The sequence below is a fragment of the Stenotrophomonas sp. LM091 genome (genome assembly GCF_001806305.1).
Taxonomy (GTDB): Bacteria; Pseudomonadota; Gammaproteobacteria; order Xanthomonadales; family Xanthomonadaceae; genus Stenotrophomonas; species Stenotrophomonas bentonitica_A.
Window position 1 is genome coordinate 1988607 of the sequence record NZ_CP017483.1, and the last position, 19526, is coordinate 2008132.

Genomic DNA, 19526 nt, shown 5'->3' on the forward strand with positions numbered 1-19526 from the left:
GGTCGTGGGTGCGGCGTACCAATGCGGGGTCCGACACGCGTACCGACCAACGGTCGGTACCTACCTTCTCAAGCCGCGTCAGGCAGCCGGAAGAACGTGCGCGTAGCCGCCGTCGCGTGGGCAGCCGTGACCTCCACGGCTTCGCCACGATCCCGCGCCAGCTCGTCGACGATATGCGACAGGAACATCGGCTCGTTGCGGCGGTCCTTCGGCAATGGCTTGAGCGTGCGTGGCAGCAGGTAGGGTGCGTCGGTCTCGATCATCAGGCGGTTGGCCGGGATGTGCTTGACCAGTTCGCGCAGGTGCGCGCCGCGGCGTTCATCGCACAACCAGCCGGTGATGCCGATGTACCAGTCCTGGTCCAGGTAATCGAACAGTTCCTGCCGCTCGCCGGTGAAGCAGTGCACCACCGCCGGGCCCAGCTTGCCGTCGAAGTTCTTCATCTGCGCCATGAAATCGGCGTGCGCATCGCGCTGGTGCAGGAACAGCGGCTTGCCGTTCTCGGCGGCGAGCTGCAGCTGACGCTCGAAGGCACGGTGCTGCGCCGGGCGCGGCGAGAAATCGCGGAAGTAGTCCAACCCGCACTCGCCCACCGCCACCACCTCGGCATGCGCGTGCAGCGCGCGCATCTCCGCGTCGCACTCGTCGGTGTATTCCACCGCATGGTGCGGATGCACGCCGGCGGTCGCGTACAGAAACCCGGGATGCTGGCGGGCCAGCGCCAGCGCCATGGGCGAATGCTCGCGGCTGGCGCCGGTGATCACCATCTGCACCACTCCGACCTCGCGCGCACGCGCCAGCACGGCGTCGCGGTCGCGATCGAAGGAGTCGTGGGTGAGGTTGGCGCCGATATCGATCAGTTGCATGGGGGCTACAGGACGAATGAACCCGCCCATTCTACCGTGCTGCCCCGCGATGCCCCGGCGTGCACGTCTCGCCGCCCTCGCCTGCGCCCCGTATCCTTGCCGCATGACGCCCCCGATGTTCCCGATTTCCACGCTGCTGCCGCAGCTCCTGACCACGCTGGAGCGCGGCCCCCGGCTAGTGCTGGAAGCGCCGCCCGGCGCCGGCAAGACCACCCAGGTGCCGCTGGCCCTGCTGGATGCCCCGTGGCTGGAAGGCCGCAGGATCATCATGCTCGAGCCACGCCGCGTGGCCGCCCGCAGCGCGGCGCAGTTCATGGCGCGACAGCTGGGCGAGAACGTCGGTGAGACCGTCGGCTATCGCATCCGATTCGAGAACAGGATCTCCGCGCGGACCCGGATTGAAGTGGTGACCGAAGGCATCCTGACCCGGATGCTGCAGGACGATCCGTTGCTGGAGGGCGTGGGCGCACTGCTGTTCGATGAATTCCATGAGCGCCACCTTGCCGGCGATCTGGGCCTGGCGCTGGCGCTGGATGTGCAGTCGCAGCTGCGCGAGGACCTGCGCATCGTGGTGATGTCGGCCACCCTGGATGGCGAGCGGCTGGCGCAGTTCCTCGATGCGCCCCGGTTGAGCAGCGAAGGCCGCAGCTTCCCGGTGACGATCGCGCATTTCCCCGCACGCCGCGACGAAGCGCTGGAACCGCAGGCGCGCCGTGCGGTGGAGCAGGCGTTGGCCGAGCATCCCGGCGATGTGCTGGTGTTCCTGCCCGGCCAGCGCGAGATCGCGCGCGTGCAGACCGCGCTGCAGTCCGTGCTCGATCCCGCCGTGCAGGTATTGCCGCTGCACGGCGAACTGCCGGTGGATCAGCAATCGCAGGTGCTGCAGCCCGATCCCGGCGGCCGCCGCCGCGTGGTGCTGGCCACCAACGTGGCCGAGTCGTCGGTGACCCTGCCCGGCGTGCGCGTGGTGATCGACGCGGGGCTGGCCCGCGAGCCGCGCTACGACCCCAACAGCGGCTTTGCGCGCCTGGACGTGGTGAACATCGCGCAGGCCTCGGCGGACCAGCGTGCCGGCCGCGCAGGCCGTGTGGCCGAGGGCTGGGCGTGGCGGTTGTGGCCGCAGTCGCAGCGGTTGGAGGCACAGCGCCGGCCCGAGATCGCGCAGGTGGAACTGGCCTCGCTGGCGCTGGAGCTGGCCGCGTGGGGCAGCGACGACCTGCGCTTCGTGGATACACCGCCGGCCGGTGCACTGGCCGCCGCCCGTGAACTGCTGCAGCGCCTGGGTGCGCTCAGCGACAGCGGCACGCTGACCCCGCTGGGCCGGCGCATGCTGACCCTCGGTACGCATCCACGGCTGGCGGCGATGCTGATGGCGGCAGGTGCCGGTGTGGAACAGGCCCTGGCCTGCGATCTGGCCGCGCTGGTGGAAGCGCGCGATCCGCTGCGGCAAGGGGGTGATGCACTCGCCGCGCGGTGGCGTGCGCTGGCGGCGTTCCGCCAGGGGCGCGTGCCACCCGATGCCAACCGCGGCGGCCTGGTGACCATCGATGCGGCCAGCAAGCAATGGCGGCGACGCCTGCGCTGCGAGGTCGCGCCCCCTGCGTCGGTGGAGGCGCATCAACTCGGTGACCTGCTCGCCCATGCATTTCCGGACCGGATCGCTGCCCGCCATCCGACCGATCCGCTGCGCTATCTGCTGGCCAATGGCCGCAGCGCGCGCCTGTTCGATCCCAGCGATCTGCGTGGCGAGCCGTGGCTGGTCGCGGTGGAGCTGCGCTACGAGGCACGCGACGCGTTGCTGCTGCGCGCCGCGCCGGTGGACGAGAACCGCCTGCGCCGTGATTTTCCCGATCGCTTCAAACAGGAAGACGTGGTGCGCTGGGATGGTGAAAAGCGTGCCTTGGTCGCGCGACGGGAAACCCGCTTCGACCGCATCGTGCTGGACAGCCGCTCGGCCGGCCGCGTGGATCCTGCACAAGCCGCGCAGGCACTGACTGAAGCGGTTGCCGAACTCGGGCTGGATGCGTTGCCGTGGACCGAGGGGCTGCGCCAGTGGCAGGCACGTGTACTGGCGGTGCGGGCATGGATGCCGGAGCTGGAACTGCCGGATGTCTCCGACGCAGCGCTGTTGGCGACGCTGCCGACCTGGCTGACCCCCGCGTTCAACGGCAGGACCCGCCTGGACGCGCTCGACGAATCCACCTTGGGTGAAGCGCTGAAATCACCGCTGCCGTGGGCGCAACGCCAGCTGATCGATCGCCATGCCCCGGTGCGCATTACCGTGCCTTCCGGGATGGAGCGCCCGATCCACTACGCGCTCGATGCCGATGGCGTCACGCCGCAGGCGCCGGTGCTGGCCGTCAAACTGCAGGAACTGTTCGGCCTGAGCGACACCCCGCGCATCGCCGATGGCCGCATCCCGCTGACGCTGCATCTGCTTTCCCCAGGCGGCCGGCCGCTGCAGGTCACCCAGGACCTGCGCAATTTCTGGGCGAACACCTATGCCGAAGTGAAGAAGGAAATGAAGGGCCGCTATCCCAAGCATCCGTGGCCGGATGATCCGTGGACGGCCACGGCCACGCACCGGGCCAAGCCGCGCGGGACGTGAGCGCGCCTCCGCCGCCATCGCGTTGCCCCCATTCATGGCTGCTACCTGACCGGCACCACACGCCCCGCTGACCACGCTGCACCGAGCCGCTACAGTCATGACCTGGCCGTCGCCGGTGGATAACACCGCGTACACGGCCATCGCGCGACACTGGATCAGAACCGAGGCAAAGGACCCCCCATGAGCAGATTGACCGTGATTACCGACCGCGCCCTCGAGCGCGCCCTGGACATCGCCAGCACCGCTGGTGACGGCCTCAAGCATGCCGGCAGCAACCTGCGCCACTTCGGCCCGCAGGCCACCGACTGGATCAAGACCGGCGCGGCGCTGGGCGCAGTCAAGACCGGCAGCAAGGTCGCCGCCAAGGTGGTGCGCCGCAATCCGGCCGTGACCATCGCCGCCGCCGCTGTCGGCGTCGGCCTGCTGGGCTACGCGCTGTACCGCAAGCAGCAGAAGAAGAAGCTCGCCAACGGCGGCGTGGTGAACGGCCAGGCGCAGCGCATCAGCGCCCGCAACCGCCGCAACGACACCGTGGTGGATGAAACCAGCGATATCGGCAGCGACGCCTGATCGGCTGACGCTTCACCGAATCCGCATGGAAACCGCCGGCCTCAGCCGGCGGTTTTTTATTGTCCGATCTCCCGCCATTGCCCAGGTTGCAGATCGCCGATCGCATGCGCGCCCATGGAAACCCGGACCAGGCGCAGCGTCGGCAGGCCGACCGCTGCGGTCATCCGCCGCACCTGCCGGTTACGGCCCTCGCGCAGCGTGATGGCCAGCCACGCATCGGGCACCGTCTTGCGGAAGCGGACCGGCGGCGTGCGTGGCCACAATTCGGGTGCGGGCTCCAAGCGCTCGACACCGGCCGGCAATGTGGGGCCATCGTTGAGCAGCACGCCTCGGCGCAACGCCTGGACCTGCTCATCGGTCACCGTACCTTCCACCTGCACCCAGTAGGTCTTGTCGGCCTTGTGCCGCGGATCGGTCAACTGGTGGGCCAGGCCGCCATCGTCGGTGAGCAGCAGCAGGCCTTCGCTGTCGTAATCCAACCGCCCGGCGGCATACACCGCCGGTGGCAGACCGAAGCCGGCCAGCGTCGCGCGCGGCGGCTGGCTGCGGTCGGTGAACTGGCACAGCACATTGAACGGTTTGTTGAAGGCGATCAGCATCGGGGCGACAGCGGCGGTGGGGTGGTCCATTGTCCCATCCCCACGCCGACGCCGCGATCCGCGGCGAACGTTATCCGATGATCTTCATTTTGAGCAGAAGCTGGAACGCGCGGGCGATAGCCCGCGCGCGGTGTGTTACTTGCCCGGCTTCACGAAGCGCAGCGTCATGCGGTCGCTTTCGCCGATCGCCTGGTACTTGGCTTCATCTGCCGCGTCATGCTGGTTGGTCGGCGGCAGCGTCCACACGCCATTCGGATAATCCTTGGTGTCGCGCGGGTTGGTGTTGATCTCGCTGCTGCCGGCCAGTTCGAAACCGGCGGCCTTGGCCATCGCGATCACCTGCTGCTGGCCGACATAACCGGTCTTGTCGTCGGCCGGCACATCGGCCTTGGCGCGGTGCTCCACCACGCCGAGCACGCCGCCCGGCTTGAGCACCGAGAAGAAGCCCTTGAACATGCCTTCAGCCTGGCCGCTGCTGCGCCAGTTGTGCACGTTGCGGAAGGTGAGCACGACATCGGCCGAGTTGGCTGGACCGAACACCGGGGCCTTCGGGTCATAAGCCACCACACGGCTCTTGCCGAACACGCTGGCGTCAGCGGCAAACTTCTTTTCCAGGCCCTCGCGGCTGCGCTGCTGGTAATCACGGCCACGCCCCTCCGGCACGGCCGCCGGGTCGACCACGGCGGCTACGTACTGGCCCTTGTCGTGCAGCAGCGGCGCGAGGATTTCCGAATACCATCCGTTGCCCGGGGTGATCTCGATGACGGTCTGGCCCGGCGCGACACCGAAGAACGACAGGGTCTGCGCTGGATGGCGGTAGGCATCGCGCTTGACGTTGGCCGGATCGCGGCGGCTGTCCTGCACGGCCTTCTGCACGGCCGGGGTGATCGCGACCTGCGCGTTCTGGCCGGCGGGCTTGATGGCCATCGCGGGCGCGGCAAGCATCAGGGTGGAGACAGTGAACAGGCAGGCACAGGTCAACGAACGGGCTTTCATCGGCGGGGCTTCCGGTAACGGGATGCGGCGAGACTAGCAGCCAAGCGTGCACAGGTGTTCACAAAGCGTTAGTGCGACGCAGCAATCCAGAACACTGTTTTGTGCCTGCTGCCGCAACGCTGTCACCCCCCCGGCCGTATCCTGTGGAAACGATTCCCAGGGAGAACATCACCCATGACTGCTACGCGCGAACTCGGTCGTTCCGGCCTCCATGTCGCTCCCATCGCCTTCGGTGGCAATGTCTTCGGCTGGAGTGCGGACGAGAAGACCTCCTTCGCCCTGCTCGATGCCTTCGTCGAGGCCGGCTTCAACCTGGTCGATACCGCCGATGTCTATTCGGCGTGGGTGCCCGGTAACCAGGGCGGCGAGTCGGAAACCATCCTGGGCCGCTGGTTCAAGCACAGCGGCAAGCGCGACAAGGTGGTGCTGGCGACCAAGGTGGCCAAGTGGTCCGAACACCCGGGCCTGTCGGCCGACAACATCACCGCCGCCGTGGAGGATTCGCTGCGCCGCCTGCAGACCGACGTGATCGATCTGTACCAGGCCCACGAAGATGATGAATCCACCCCGCTCGAATCCACGCTGGCTGCTTTCGGTCGCCTGATCGAACAGGGCAAGGTGCGCGCGATCGGTGCGTCCAACTACAGCGCCGAGCGCTTGCGAGATGCCTTGAAGGTCTCGGCCGATTACAAGCTGCCCCGCTACGAGACGCTGCAGCCGGAGTACAACCTGTACGACCGCGCCGGTTATGAAGCCGGGCTGGAAGCGGTCGTGCGCGACGCGCAGCTCGGCGTGATCAGCTACTACTCACTGGCCAGCGGCTTCCTCAGCGGCAAGTACCGCAGTGCCGCCGATGCGGGCAAGAGCAGCGCGCGCGGCCAGAGCGTGGTGGACAAGTACGTCAATCCGCGTGGCCTGCGCATCCTCGGCGCACTGGACGACGTCGCCAGCACGCATGGCGTGAGCCCGTCGCAGATCGCGATCGCCTGGTTGATCGCCCGCCCGGGCATCACCGCGCCGATCGTCAGCGCCACCAGTGTCGAGCAGTTGAACGATGTGCTGGCCGCCGCGAAGGTCGCGCTGTCGGCGCAGGAAGTGCAGCAGCTGGATGCGGCGAGCGCCGAACAGGCCTGAGCCCACCGCCATGGATGACGGACAGCCGCCCCGGGGCGGCTGTTTCCGTATGGGGCGGCGCTCGGTTTCCGGCCCGGCCGAGCGCCCTCGCCTTATCGGCTGGCCCGGCTGTCCTCGGCGACCAGCGCGTGGTGCAGGCTGACGCCGGCGCGCACGCCTTCGGCACTGGCCAGGCTGATGTTGCCGACCAGCGTTGCATCGCCCGCGGCATAGATGCCCGGCACGCTGGTCTGCTTGCCCGGGTCGACCTGGACCAGCACACCGACCGGGCTGTCCTCCAGCACGCAGCCCAGCTGTTCCACCAGGGGGGTCGCCATATGCTGGCGCGCGGTGACGAACAGCGCGCGCAGTTCGACCCGGCGGCCATCGGCGAGCACGGCAGCGCTCAGCGCCGGAGCCTCGCCTTCGAGACCGATCACCGCCTCGTGCTCGATGCCGACCCCGCGGTGCTGCAGGGCGGCGAGTTCCTCCGGTGCCAGTGTCATGCCGTGCGCGAACAGGGTGACGTTGCCCCAGTCCGCGAGCAACGCGGCCATCGTGGCGGATTTCGCATGCCCGCCCAGCAGGCCGATCGCGCCGCCGCCGATTTCGTAGCCATGGCAGTACGGGCAGTGCACCACGCTGTGGCCCCAGCGCTCGGCCAGGCCGGGCAGTTCGGGCAGTTCATCGGCGATGCCGGTGGCCAGCAGCAGCTTGCGCGTGGCCCAGGTGTCACCGTTGGCGGTGCCGACCACGAAGCCATCCACGGTCGGCTGGGCCGTGCTGACCCTATCGTTGACCCAGCGCACCGTCGGGTAGTCCAACAGCTGCGCCTTGGCGTTGCGCAGCAGCTCGGCGCCGGCGATGCCATCCTGGCCCAGAACGCCCTGGGAATGGGCGGCGAAGCGGTTGCGCGGCAGGCCGCTGTCGATCACCAGGATCTCGCGGCGCGCACGCGCCAGGATCAGGGCCGCGGACAGGCCGGCGAAACTGCCGCCGACGACAATCGCATCAAACGTCATGGGGAACTCCTGCAGCGTGGTGGGCCAGGTGGCGGGCGAATTCTTCGCCCAGCGTGGCCAGGGTGGTGTCACGCAGGCGGGCCTCGAGCAGCGCCTGGGCCTGGCGGTAACTGGCGTCCAGCGCCTCGTTGACCACGCGCTGCACCGGGCAGCCGCGCCCGGTCTCGCGCGCGCCGGTGTGCAGCAGGGGCGGCGCACCGATGGCGACATACACGTCGTGCAGGGTGATCTGCGCCGGTGCCCGCGCCAGTTGGCTGCCGCCGCCGTGGCCCCGCACCGTGGTCACCAGACCGCCCTTGTGCAGGGCGGACAGCAGGCGACGGATGACCACGGGGTGGGTGGGCAGGCAGGTCGCGAGCTGCTCGGAGGTGCGTGGGCCTTCCTGGCCGACCAGATGGGCCATCACATGCAGCGCGTCGGAAAACTGGTTACTGGATTTCATGTAACAACAATAGTTACATATAGCCAGCGTGTCCAGTCCTGCTTTGTTCCATATGTGAGCAAATTTCATCTACACGCCATCGTCACAACGTTTAATGGAACGGTAACCGTGATTGGCGTCGCACTTCAGGTCTTCTCCGGCAGACCGATACCGCATCGCCCTTCCTTACTTTTGATCTCTCATGACGTCCTCCGCACCGGCGCGTCCACGCGCCCTGAGTCTTCAATTCAAACTGCTGGGCGCGCTGTCGCTCGGCCTGGTCATCATCGTGCTGGCGGCCCTGGCCGGGCTGGGGTCGGCCTGGCGGAACCTGTCGGCCGAGGTGCCGGTCGAGGTCGCCCGCAAAGCGCAGGCCGAGCTGCTGCAGCGCGAGTTCCGGCTGCAGGTGCAGGAGTGGAAGAACGTGTTGATCCGCGGCGCCGATGAAGCGCTGCGCGAGCGCCACCTGGCGGCGTTCGATGCGGAAGGACGCCGCATTGAAGCCCTGGCCGGCACGCTGGCGACCAGCCGCGATGAACAGACACGCACGCTGGCCAACCGGTTCCTGGCCGAGCACCGCGCATTGGAGGCCCGCTACCGCGGCGCGCTGGAGGCGTTCGCGGCCAGTGGCTATGACACCCAGGCCGGCGACGCGCTGGTGCGCGGCGCCGACCGCGCCGTGGGCGCCACGCTGGATGCCCTGGCGGCGCGCGCCAGCGAACGGGCCGAGTACGAGACCAGTGCAACCTCCGAGCGCGCACGCGCCGCGCTGGTCGCCTCGGCCATGGTCACGGCGCTGGCGGCGCTGGTGCTGCTGGCCGTGCTCACCCTGTGGCTGCGGCGCGCGGTGATCGCCCCGGTGGTCGCGGTCGAAGCCGCGGCCCGCGCGGTGGCGCGCGGCGACCTGGAGCATGTGGTGGTGGTGCGCAGCGGCGATGAGATCGGTCGCCTTGGCACCGCGATGCGCGAGGTTACCCAGACCCTGAAGGGCGTGCTGGCCGCGCAGGCGACGATGGCCCAGCGCCACGACGCCGGTGAGATCAGCTACCGCATGGACGCCACGGCATTCCCGGGCGGCTATGGGCAGATGGTCCGCGACACCAACACCCTGGTCGCCAACCACATCCAGGTGAAGCTGCGGGCGATCGAGATCATGGGCCACTATGCCGTCGGCGATCTGTCGATGGACATGGAACGCCTGCCCGGCGAGAAGGCGGTGATCACCCAGGCGCTGGATACCGCCAAGGCCAACCTCGGTGCGATCAATGCCGAGATCAAACGATTGGCGGCGGCAGCGGCCGTGGGCGATTTCAGCCAGCGCGGCGATGAGGCACGCTACCAGCACGACTTCGGCGAGATGGTCGGCGGCCTCAACCGCCTGATGCAGACCACCGAGCAGGATCTGGGCGAAGTGTCGCGCGTGCTGCAGGCGATCGCCGGAGGTGATCTGAGCGCGCGCATGCGCGGCGACTTCCACGGCGTGTTCGCGCGCATGCGCGATGACATGGCGCGTACCACCGGTCAGCTGACCACCATCGTTGGCGACATCAAGCACGCCGCGCAGTCGATCCAGACCGCCGCCGGCGAGATCGCCGCGGGCAACAGCGACCTGTCGCGCCGCACCGAACAGCAGGCCGCCAACCTGGAAGAAACCGCCGCCTCGATGGAGGAACTCACCTCCACCGTGCGCCAGAACGCCGAGCATGCGCGCCAGGCCAACCAGCTCTCGATCAACGCCGCCTCGGTCGCTTCGCAAGGCGGCGAGGTGGTCGGCCAGGTGGTCACCACGATGGGGGCGATCCAGGCCTCGTCGCGGCAGATCGCCGAGATCATCAGCGTCATCGACGGCATCGCGTTCCAGACGAACATCCTTGCGCTCAACGCTGCGGTGGAAGCGGCGCGCGCCGGCGAGCAGGGCCGCGGCTTTGCGGTGGTCGCCAGCGAAGTGCGCACGCTGGCGCAGCGCTCGGCCAGCGCGGCCAAGGAGATCAAGGGGCTGATCGATCAATCCGTCACCGATGTCGACAGCGGCGCCGCGCTGGTGCAGCAGGCCGGACAGACCATGGGCGAGATCGTCGGCAGTGTGCAGCGCGTCACCGACATCATGGCCGACATCGCAGCCGCCTCGCAGGAGCAGTCCGCCGGGATCGAGCAGGTCAACCAGACCGTGGTGCAGATGGACCAGACCACGCAGCAGAACGCAGCGCTGGTGGAAGAAGCTTCAGCGGCGGCGCGCAGCATGGAAGACCAGGCGCTGGCCCTGAACGCGGCGGTGGATGTGTTCGTGCTGGATGCCGGGCGCGGTGCGATGGGCGGCTTGGCGCGCGCGGCATGATGCAGCCGTCGTGCCGGCCGCTGGCCGGCAACCGCACGCAGTGGGCATCGCGGGGGAGCCGGCCAGCGGCCGGCACTACCGGACGTAGGGCGTGCCGAGCATGGCCTGCGCCAGGTGATCGAGGAAGGAGCTGATCCGCGCCGAGACCGCCGTGTTGCGGTAGTACACGGCGTGGATCGGCTGGCGCACCTCCACGGTGATATCCGGCAGCACCTGCACCAGGGCGCCGGCCTCGCGGTCGCGGTGGGTCATGAAATCAGACAGGCTGACGATCCCGACCCCTTCCAGCGCCAGCCGGCGCAGCGTTTCGCCGCTGGAGACCGCCACCGCCGGGCGCACGTGCAGCAGCGCGTCGGTCGCCCCGGGCAGCGGCCAGTGATTGAGCGAGTCAGGCTCGTTGAAGCCGAGCAGGGTGTGCCCCGCCAGCGCATCCACGTCGCGCGGGGTACCGTGCTGCGCCAGATATGCCGGGCTGGCCATCACGCGCAGCCGGCTGTGGGCCAGCGGCCGCGCGTGCAGGGTGGAATCGGCCAGCGGCCCGATCCGGATCGCCACATCGGTGCGCCGCTCCAGCAGATCGATGTAGCGCTCGCTGCTGTTGAGCTCCAGCGCCACCTCGGGATAGCGCGCGCGGTAGCTGGCCACCAGCGGGGCGATCACGTGCAGGACGAACGGCATCGCCGCATCCACGCGCAGGCGCCCGGCCGGTCGCTCACGGCGCGCGGCGATCTGCTCTTCGGCTGCCTCCACCGAGGCCACGATCGCGCGTGCCTGGGCCAGGAACGCGTCGCCCTCCTCGGTCAGCTGCAGACGACGGGTGGTGCGGGTCAACAACGTGGTACCGAGTTTCTCCTCCAGCCGGCCAAGCGCCCGGCTCACACCGGAGGTGGTCTGGCCCAGCTGTTCGGCGGCAGCGGTGATCGACCCGCTGTCGATCACGGCGATGAAGGCCTGCATTTCATCAAGGGTGGTTTTCATGGCGGTGACACGGCGGGAGACCGCCCATTATTGACCATGAAGCAACAGTGATTGGCGTGAAGGCCGCTTTTTCCGCAAGAGTGCGGCGCGCAGACTGCGCAGCCTCACTCCCCACCGGTATCCGTCCATGTCCCGTGGTATCCCTTTGGCCTTGTTGGCGCTGACGCTGGGGGCGTACGCCATCGGCACGACTGAATTCGTCATCGTCGGCCTGATTCCGACGATCGCCGCCGACCTCGGCGTCACCCTGCCCTCGGCCGGCCTGCTGGTGTCGCTGTACGCACTGGGCGTGGCGGTCGGTGCCCCGGTGCTCACCGCGCTGACCGGCCGGGTGCCGCGCAAGACCCTGCTGGTCGCGCTGATGCTGCTGTTCACGCTCGGCAACGTGATCGCCTGGATGGCGCCGGGCTATGGCTCGCTGATCGTCGCGCGCGTGCTCACCGGCCTGGCGCACGGCGTGTTCTTCTCGATCGGCTCGATCATCGCCACCTCGGTCGTGCCCAAGGAGAAAGCGGCCAGCGCGATCGCGATCATGTTCACCGGCCTCACCGTGGCCCTGGTCACCGGCGTGCCGCTGGGCACCTTCATCGGCCAGCACCTGGGCTGGCGTGCGACCTTCCTGGCGGTGGCCGCGCTGGGCGTGATCGCGCTGATCGGCAGCCTGCTGTTCGTGCCGCGCAACCTGCAGCGCAGCGCGCCGGCGACCTTCGGCCAGCAGCTGTCGGTGTTGGCGCAGCCGCGCCTGCTGCTGGTGTATGCGATCACCGCGCTCGGCTACGGCGGCACCTTCCTGTCGTTCACCTACCTGGCGTCGATCCTGCAGGACGTCACCGGTTTCTCGGCCAATGCGGTCAGCGGCGTGCTGCTGGTCTATGGCGTGTCGGTGGCGATCGGCAACCTGTGGGGCGGCCACCTGGCCGACCGCCGCGGCCCGATCCCGGCACTGAAGCTGATCTTCGCGCTGCTGGCGGCCGTGTTGTTCGTGCTCACCTTCACCGCCTACAACACCTGGCTGGTGCTGCTGACCGTGCTGGCGCTGGGCGCGGTGGCGTTCGGCAACGTGCCGGGGCTGCAGGTGTACGTGGTCAAGCAGGCACAGCGTTTCGCTCCGCAGGCCGCCGACGTGGCGTCGGGCCTGAACATCGCCGCCTTCAACATCGGCATCGCGCTCGGTGCTTCGCTGGGTGGCCTGGTGGTCGATCACTTCGGCCTGATGCACACCCCGTGGCTGGGCGCGCTGGTGGTGATGGGCGCCTTCGGCCTGACCGCGTTGAGCGGCCGCCTGGACCGCCGCGATGGGGTGGCCGACCGCGCCGAAGGCATCGCCGTGAGTGCGCATTGAAAGATTCCGGTCGCGGACCCGTGACCACAGCCGACCCACCGTCGGCTCTACCGTCGCTTTACGGTGCACGGCGTAGCCTGCACCTCACCCCATGAAGGAGTTTCCATGAGCATTCCCGCATTCGGCCTCGGCACGTTCCGCCTGAAAGGCCAGACCGTCATCGATTCGGTGCGCAACGCGCTGGACGTCGGCTACCGTGCCATCGATACCGCGCAGATCTACGAGAACGAGGCCGAGGTCGGCCAGGCCATCGCCGAATCCGGCGTGGCCCGCGATGAGCTGTTCATCACCACCAAGATCTGGATCGCCAACTTCCACCACGACGCGCTGCTGGAGAGCCTGCGCGAGAGCCTGCGCAAGCTGCGCACCGACCATGTCGAGCTGACCCTGATCCACTGGCCCTCGCCGAAGGATGCCGTGCCGATGGCCGAGTATCTGGGTGCATTGGCCGAGGCGAAGTCGCAGGGCCTGACCCGGCACATCGGCATCTCCAACTTCACCATCGCCCAGACCCGCCAGGCCATCGAGATCCTGGGGGCCGGGGCGATTGCCACCAACCAGATCGAAGTCCACCCGTACCTGCAGAACCGCGCGTTGATCGCGTTCCTGAAGGACCAGGGCATCCATGTCACCGCGTACATGAGCCTGGCCTACGGCGAAGTACTCAAGGACCCGGTCATCCAGGCCATCGCCGAGCGTCACCAGGCCACCCCGGCCCAGGTCGCGCTGGCGTGGGCGTTGCAGCAGGGCTTTGCGGTGATTCCGTCCTCGACCAAGCGCGACAACCTGGCCGGCAACCTACTGGCGGCCGACCTGCGTTTGAGCGATGAGGACATGGCGCAGATCGCCACGCTGGATCGCGGGCATCGCCTGGCCAATCCGGAAGCGATCGCGCCAGCCTGGGATTGATCGGTAGCGCCCGACCGTGGGTCGGGCGTGGGTGGTGCGTGCCGACCAACCGTCGGCACCTACCGGAAGAGCCAGCGCCTGATCAACGACGTGGGCATCATCGGGTAGCGCCGGCCGCTGGCCGGCATCACCGCAACCAATCCCGCATTGCGGCGCTGACCTCGTCCGGCTTCTCCATCGGGGCCAGATGCCCGCAGTCGGGCAGCACCACCAGGCGCGAGTGCGGTACCAGCGCATGCATCTCCTCGCTGATTGCCAGCGGGGTGATGCGGTCGTTCGCACCACATACGATCAACAGTGGATCGCGGTACCCGGCCAGCACGTCGTGGCCATCCACCCGATCCAGGGCGCTCTGGCGCAGGAACACCTCCGCACCCAGCCGCGCGGTCATGTCGCGTACGCGCTGCACCAGCACATCGTCTTCCAGCCGCGAGGCGTCGATGTAGCTGCGCATCAACGTATCACCGAAACCGTGGAATTTTCCGGGCAGGCGCACGCTGGCCTGCTGGGTCTGGCGTTGCCTGGCATGCTCGGGCGAGTCGGCATGGATCGAGGTATCGATCAGGGCCAGCCGCAGAACGCGTTCCGGCGCAGTGCGCAGGATCGCCTGCGCCACGAACCCACCCAGCGAGAAACCGGCCAGCGCGAAACGCGCCGGTGCCTGGGCCAGCACGTCCTCGACCACCGCCTGCATCGTCTCACCACGGGTCTGGTCGCCGACGATGCAGTCGGCGATATCGGACAGGTCGGCGATCTGCGCGCGCCAGAGTTCAGCGTCGTTGAGCAGGCCGGGGAGCAGCAGCAGGGGGAGGCGATCGGTCATGCCGTATTGTCGCCTTCTCCCACCGTTACAACCATGTAGGTTGCGACACGCAGCGTTGCGGGGTTGGGCCGGGAGGGTAAGAATTCAACAGCGCGTTGTTCTGCGTCAGCCATTCGCCAGCACAGCTCACATTCCTGCAACTTGCATGGGCATGCGAGTCGACCTTCACAGCCAGATCGGAAGGATCAACGTCCGTGAGTACGCCAGTCAAACTCCTGATTCACAGTGAGATTCCGGGCTTGGGTGACAAAGTAGAAATAGAGTCCATCAGGCGAAAACTGATAGATCACTTGAGCGAAATTACGCCAAGGATCAACCTGGATCACCTGAACCACTGGGCATTGCTGATAAGCATTTGCATGCGCTCCACTAGTGGAATTGGCGTTTTCAAACGTGCGGCAAGGTACCCGTCGGAAAAGGAATTCGAAGTATCCATATCGATGAAAGTTCCAGATAACGACCAGGCAACTTACGGACTACCCAATGTAAAGACTGGCTTCTTTCAGCCACTGAATGAAAGATCCTTTCACCTCATGCAGCCGGTCTTCGAGCAGTACGACAACCTGAATGACTACATCTTCGAAAGTGCCAAGGCGGCAATCAATGAAGGCTTCCGTCATGGATTTACCTGCAATGCCCAGAAGATTCGGTTTCAGAGCTAGGCCTCTGAGGGCCGTTCCCCTTTCATGACGCGTTACTTGTTGCTTCTCCTGATGCAGGCGCCTGCGGCACCTGCACGTCCTGCACAGGCAGGGTCACCACCATCACCGTGGAATCGTCCGGGTCCAGTCGCGTCTTGAAGCCCAGGCTCTGGCACATCGCCAGCATGGTGCTGTTCTCGCGCAGCACCTGGCCTTCAATGATGTTCAGGCCGAGCCACTGGGCATACTCGATCATGATCGCCATCAGCCGCCAGCCGATGCCGTGGCCCTTGAGGTCGGAGCGGATCAGGATGCCGTACTCGCCGCGGTCGTAGTCCGCATCGGCGTGCAGCCGCACCGCGCCGAGCATGTCGCCGCTGCGCGGGTCGATCGCCACCAGCGCGATGGAGCGCGCGTAGTCGAGCTGGGTCAGGCGTGCGATGAACTCGTGGCTGAAATGCTTCACCGACTGGAAGAAGCGCAGGCGCAGGTCGTCGTCGGTCACGCGGGCGAAGAACGCGCGGAACAGCGCGTCGTCCTCGGGGCGGACCGGGCGTACGAACGCCGGCGCGCCGTCGGACAGTGTGATGGTGCGCTCCCACTCCTTCGGGTAGGGGAACACCGCGAAGCGCGGATGACCGCGGCCTTTGTGCAGCTTGCGCGACGGTTCGATCGCCACGCGCGCATCGAGTGCGATCACACCGTCGCGGTCAGCCAGCAGCGGATTGATGTCGAGCGTGCGGATCTCGGGGATGTCGGCGGCGAGCTGCGCGAGCTTGACCAGGATCAGCGCGACCGCACGCTCGTCGGCGGCCGGGACATCGCGATACGCCTTGAGGATGCGCGACACGCGCGTGCGCCCGATCAGTTCGTGCGACAGGCGCAGGTCCAGCGGCGGCAGGGCGATGGCCTTGTCATCGATCACTTCGACCGCGGTGCCGCCGCGACCGAACACGATCACCGGCCCGAAGGTCGGGTCGTCGGCGATGCCGGCAATCAACTCGCGCGCCTTGGGCCGCACGATGGTCGGCTGCACCAGCACGCCATCGATGCGCGCATCGGGTCGCTTCTCGTGCGCGCGCGCGATGATCGAGGTGGCTGCCGCATGCACCGACTGCAGGGTGCTGAGGTTCAAGCGCACCCCGTCCACATCGGATTTGTGCGGAATGTCGGCCGAGAACACCTTGATCGCGACCGTGGCGCCCTGCTCCAGCAGCGGCTGGGCCAGGTCCATCGCCTCGTGCGCATCCCGTGCCTGCATCACCGGTGCGGACGGAATGCCATAGGCGCTCAGCAGCTGGTGGGTAGCGATCGGGTCCAGCCACTGTTGGCCGGCGGCAAGCGCAGCCTCCACCAGCGCGCGGGCGCCGGCGGTATCGACCACGAAATCCTCGGGCAGGCTGGGCGGGGTTTCCATCAACGCGGCCTGCGCGTCACGGTAGCGCACCAGGTGCTGGAAGCCGCGCACGGCCTCGGCTTCGGTCGGGTAGGTCGGCACACGCGCGGCATTGAGCGTGGCGGTGGCGCGGTCGTCGTTGCCCAGCCACACCGCGAACACCGGCTTGTCGCGGTGATGGCGCGGGCGCAGGCCCAGCGTACGGGTCAGCGCCTGCGCGGCATCGGCCGAGGAGGTGAACGCGGTCGGCACGTTGACCACCAGTACCGCGTCGTTCTCGGTATCGGACATCAGCGCTTCGATCGCCGCAGCGTAGCGGTCGCCGTCGGCATCGACCACGATGTCGACCGGATTGCTGCGCGACCAGCCCTGCGGCAGCACCGCATCGAGCTGGGCGACGGTGGCCGGCGACAGTTCGGCCAGGCTGCCGCGCAGGGCCAGCAGCTGATCCACCGCCAGCCGCCCTACCCCGCCGCCGTTGCTCAGGATCGCCAGCCGGCGCCCGGGGAAGGTGCCGAGCCGGCCCAGCGTTTCGGCCGCGGTGAACAGTTCGTCCAGCGCGCTGACGCGCAGCAGGCCGGCGCGGTTGAACGCCGCCCCATACACCGCATCGGCACTGGCCAGCGCCTGTACGTGGGTATCGGCATCGGGATTGATGCGGATATGACGGCCGGACTTGACCACCACCACCGGCTTGGCACGCGCCGCGGCGCGCGCGGCCGACATGAACTTGCGCGCGTCACGGATGTGCTCGACGTAGAGCAGGATCGCGCGGGTGCGGTAATCGGTGGCGAAGTAGTCGAGCAGATCGCCGAAGTCGACATCCAGGGTGTCACCCAGCGAGACCACGGCGGAGAAACCGACCGAGCGTGCCACGCCCCACTCCACCAGGGCCGCGGCGATCGCGCTGGATTCGGAGATCAGGGCCAGATCGCCGGCCTGCGGGAAATGCGCGGCGATGCTGGCGTTCAAGCGCGCGTGCGGGGCGATCACGCCCAGGCAGTGCGGACCGAGTATGCGCAGGCCCTTGGGCCGTGCCGCCGCTTCCACCTGTGCCGCCAGCGAGCCCGGGCCCTCGCCCAGGTTGGCAGTGAGGATGATCGCCGCGCTGACGCCGCGCTCGGCGGCGGTGGCCACCACCTGCGGCACGATGCTGGCCGGGGCGGTGATCACCACCAGCTCGGGCACCCAATCCAGGTCCTTGAGCCGCTTCACGGTGCGGATGCCGTCGATCTCGCTGTACCGCGGATTGATCCAGGCCACCTTGCCCGGGAAGCCGGTGCCGCGCAGGTTGCGCATCACCGCCCGGCCGGCGGAGCGTTCACGCGGGCTGCCGCCGATCACGGCGACCGACTGCGGGCGGAAGACGGCTTGCAGGTGGTAGGTGCTCATGCGACCAGACAGTAACAGGGACGGGGGTGGTTATTAACCACCCCCGTCCCTGTTAAAGCAGGGTGCCGCGCAGGATCATCGCGGCGATGCTGAAGTAGATGACCAGGCCGGTGACGTCCACCAGCGTGGCCACGAACGGGGCCGAGGCGCTGGCCGGGTCGAAGCCCAGCCGCTTGAGGATGAAGGGCAGCATCGAGCCGGACAGCGAGCCGAAGGTGACGATACCGACCAGGGCCGCGCCGATGGTCAGTGCCAGCAGCTGCCAGTGATCGCCGTAGTCATGCAGGCCCAGCAGCTGCCAGGAGACGATGCGGATGATCGCCAGCACGCCCAGGATCGCGCCCAGGGTGATGCCGGTCGGCACCTCGCGCAGCGCCACCTTCCACCAGTCGCGCAGGCGCAGCTCGCGCAGGGCCAGGCTGCGGATCAGCAGCGAGGTCGCCTGCGAGCCGGAGTTGCCGCCCGAGCTCATGATCAGCGGGATGAACAGCGTCAGCACCACCGCGCGCGCCAGCTCGTCTTCGTAGTGCTGCATCGCGCTGGCGGTCAGCATCTCACCCAGGAACAGCACGCTCAGCCAGCCGGCACGCTTGCGCAGCATTTCGAAGAAGCCGATCTGCATGTACGGCTTTTCCAGCGCTTCCATGCCGCCGAACTTGTGCACGTCCTCGGTAGATTCTTCGATCAGTGCATCAAGGATGTCGTCCACCGTGACGATGCCCAGCACATGGTGCTGCGCATCCACCACCGGGATCGCGAGCAGGTCGTGGCGGCGGATCAGCTGCGCGACTTCTTCCTGGTCCAGCTGCACATCCACCGTCACCGGCGGATTGACCTGGGCGACGTCGAGGATGGGCTCCTCGGGCAGCCCGGTGATCAACCGGCGCATGGTGACGACCTGCACCAGCGCACGGGTATGCGGGTCCAGCACGTAGATCGCGTAGACGGTCTCGCGGGTGCGCTCCACCTCGCGGATGTGCTGCAGGGTGCGGCCGACCGTCCAGTCCGAGGGCACGCTGACGAACTCGGTGGTCATCAAGGCGCCGGCGGTGTGGGCCGGGTAGCTGAGCAGCTGCTGGATCGCCTTGCGGGCCTCGGGGCTGAGCAGCGGGATCAGGCGCGCGCGCTCGTCCTCGTCCAGCTCGTGGACGATATCGGTGGCGCGGTCATCGGCCATCAGGCCGAGCAGGGCGGCGGCGCGGGCGACCGGCATGGCCGCCACCAGATCGCCACCGCGGTTGAGCTCGGGCTGCTCGAGCATCTTCACCGCGCGCGGCAACGGCAGCGCGGCCAGCGTATCGGCGGCGCGCGACAGGCTCAGCGTGTTGAGGAATTCCACCGCATCGGCGGTGTTGAAATTATCGAGGGGTGCGCTCAAGGAGGCGGCATCGGCCACCGGGCGCAGCAGGTCTTTCTGGTTCATCGTATTCGCCTGTGGGTATCGCATTGCGCGACGCCAACGCTGGCGAACCGACCCGTGTCAGGCGGTCGCCATCGCTGGCGTCGAGCAAGGTC

The 19526-nt window shown here is 67.9% G+C and carries 16 protein-coding genes; 7 read left to right on the forward strand and 9 right to left on the reverse strand.

Going from position 1 to position 19526, the window contains the following annotated elements:
- Nucleotides 1-68: 68 nt before the first annotated feature.
- The gene (locus tag BIZ42_RS08685) at nucleotides 69-866 is read right to left on the reverse strand and encodes a TatD family hydrolase (protein WP_070426187.1); all 798 of its coding nucleotides are present in this window, start codon (nucleotides 864-866) and stop codon (nucleotides 69-71) included.
- A 103-nt stretch (nucleotides 867-969) separates the two neighbouring features.
- Between BIZ42_RS08685 and hrpB the strand changes: the two genes are divergently transcribed.
- Together hrpB and BIZ42_RS08695 are read left to right on the forward strand one after the other, a co-directional pair.
- Nucleotides 970-3474, forward strand: coding sequence for an ATP-dependent helicase HrpB (gene hrpB, locus BIZ42_RS08690; RefSeq protein WP_070426188.1), 2505 nt, complete (start codon nucleotides 970-972; stop codon nucleotides 3472-3474).
- Nucleotides 3475-3654: 180 nt separating this feature from the next.
- Entirely contained in the window at nucleotides 3655-4044 is a 390-nt protein-coding gene (locus BIZ42_RS08695; RefSeq protein ID WP_019185464.1) for a hypothetical protein, read from the forward strand.
- A gap of 56 nt (nucleotides 4045-4100) precedes the next feature.
- Here the strand turns inward: BIZ42_RS08695 and BIZ42_RS08700 are convergent, their stop codons facing one another.
- Both BIZ42_RS08700 and BIZ42_RS08705 read right to left on the reverse strand, forming a co-directional pair.
- Nucleotides 4101-4643 (reverse strand): pseudouridine synthase, encoded by a 543-nt coding sequence (locus BIZ42_RS08700; protein WP_070426189.1) that lies wholly within the window; start codon nucleotides 4641-4643, stop codon nucleotides 4101-4103.
- A 135-nt stretch (nucleotides 4644-4778) separates the two neighbouring features.
- Nucleotides 4779-5588 (reverse strand): methyltransferase, encoded by an 810-nt coding sequence (locus BIZ42_RS08705; protein WP_237393592.1) that lies wholly within the window; start codon nucleotides 5586-5588, stop codon nucleotides 4779-4781.
- Nucleotides 5589-5813: 225 nt separating this feature from the next.
- Between BIZ42_RS08705 and BIZ42_RS08710 the strand changes: the two genes are divergently transcribed.
- The gene (locus tag BIZ42_RS08710; protein ID WP_070426191.1) at nucleotides 5814-6773 is read left to right on the forward strand and encodes an aldo/keto reductase; all 960 of its coding nucleotides are present in this window, start codon (nucleotides 5814-5816) and stop codon (nucleotides 6771-6773) included.
- Nucleotides 6774-6865: 92 nt separating this feature from the next.
- Here the strand turns inward: BIZ42_RS08710 and BIZ42_RS08715 are convergent, their stop codons facing one another.
- Together BIZ42_RS08715 and BIZ42_RS08720 are read right to left on the reverse strand one after the other, a co-directional pair.
- Nucleotides 6866-7774: an NAD(P)/FAD-dependent oxidoreductase gene (locus BIZ42_RS08715; RefSeq protein ID WP_070426192.1), complete on the reverse strand. Its 909-nt coding sequence runs from the start codon at nucleotides 7772-7774 to the stop codon at nucleotides 6866-6868.
- Nucleotides 7764-8216: an Rrf2 family transcriptional regulator gene (locus tag BIZ42_RS08720; protein ID WP_070426193.1), complete on the reverse strand. Its 453-nt coding sequence runs from the start codon at nucleotides 8214-8216 to the stop codon at nucleotides 7764-7766. The genes BIZ42_RS08715 and BIZ42_RS08720 overlap by 11 nt, the downstream gene beginning before the upstream one ends.
- A gap of 181 nt (nucleotides 8217-8397) precedes the next feature.
- On the opposite strand from BIZ42_RS08720, the gene BIZ42_RS08725 reads away from it, so the two are divergent.
- The gene (locus tag BIZ42_RS08725) at nucleotides 8398-10530 is read left to right on the forward strand and encodes a methyl-accepting chemotaxis protein (RefSeq protein ID WP_070426194.1); all 2133 of its coding nucleotides are present in this window, start codon (nucleotides 8398-8400) and stop codon (nucleotides 10528-10530) included.
- Between the two features lie 75 nt (nucleotides 10531-10605).
- Here BIZ42_RS08725 and BIZ42_RS08730 read toward each other — a convergent pair whose 3' ends face one another.
- Nucleotides 10606-11508, reverse strand: coding sequence for a LysR family transcriptional regulator (locus BIZ42_RS08730; protein WP_070426195.1), 903 nt, complete (start codon nucleotides 11506-11508; stop codon nucleotides 10606-10608).
- Between the two features lie 127 nt (nucleotides 11509-11635).
- Here BIZ42_RS08730 and BIZ42_RS08735 point away from each other — a divergent pair, with 127 nt between their 5' ends.
- Together BIZ42_RS08735 and dkgB are read left to right on the forward strand one after the other, a co-directional pair.
- A complete protein-coding gene (locus tag BIZ42_RS08735) occupies nucleotides 11636-12850 on the forward strand; it encodes an MFS transporter (RefSeq protein ID WP_070426196.1) in 1215 nt (404 codons plus the stop codon).
- 105 nt (nucleotides 12851-12955) lie between these two features.
- Nucleotides 12956-13759 (forward strand): 2,5-didehydrogluconate reductase DkgB, encoded by an 804-nt coding sequence (gene dkgB, locus BIZ42_RS08740; RefSeq protein ID WP_070426197.1) that lies wholly within the window; start codon nucleotides 12956-12958, stop codon nucleotides 13757-13759.
- Between the two features lie 127 nt (nucleotides 13760-13886).
- On the opposite strand, the gene BIZ42_RS08745 is transcribed toward dkgB, so the two are convergent.
- Entirely contained in the window at nucleotides 13887-14582 is a 696-nt protein-coding gene (locus BIZ42_RS08745) for an alpha/beta fold hydrolase (protein ID WP_070426198.1), read from the reverse strand.
- Between the two features lie 194 nt (nucleotides 14583-14776).
- Between BIZ42_RS08745 and imm9 the strand changes: the two genes are divergently transcribed.
- Nucleotides 14777-15244 carry an Imm9 family immunity protein gene (gene imm9 / locus BIZ42_RS08750; RefSeq protein WP_070426199.1) on the forward strand — a complete coding sequence of 156 codons (468 nt, stop codon included), beginning with the start codon at nucleotides 14777-14779 and terminating at the stop codon, nucleotides 15242-15244.
- Nucleotides 15245-15266: 22 nt separating this feature from the next.
- Here the strand turns inward: imm9 and BIZ42_RS08755 are convergent, their stop codons facing one another.
- Together BIZ42_RS08755 and mgtE are read right to left on the reverse strand one after the other, a co-directional pair.
- Nucleotides 15267-18011: a bifunctional acetate--CoA ligase family protein/GNAT family N-acetyltransferase gene (locus BIZ42_RS08755; RefSeq protein ID WP_070426200.1), complete on the reverse strand. Its 2745-nt coding sequence runs from the start codon at nucleotides 18009-18011 to the stop codon at nucleotides 15267-15269.
- A gap of 52 nt (nucleotides 18012-18063) precedes the next feature.
- On the reverse strand, nucleotides 18064-19434 hold the full coding sequence (gene mgtE, locus BIZ42_RS08760) for a magnesium transporter (protein ID WP_019185477.1): 1371 nt from the start codon (nucleotides 19432-19434) through the stop codon (nucleotides 18064-18066).
- Nucleotides 19435-19526: the final 92 nt, after the last annotated feature.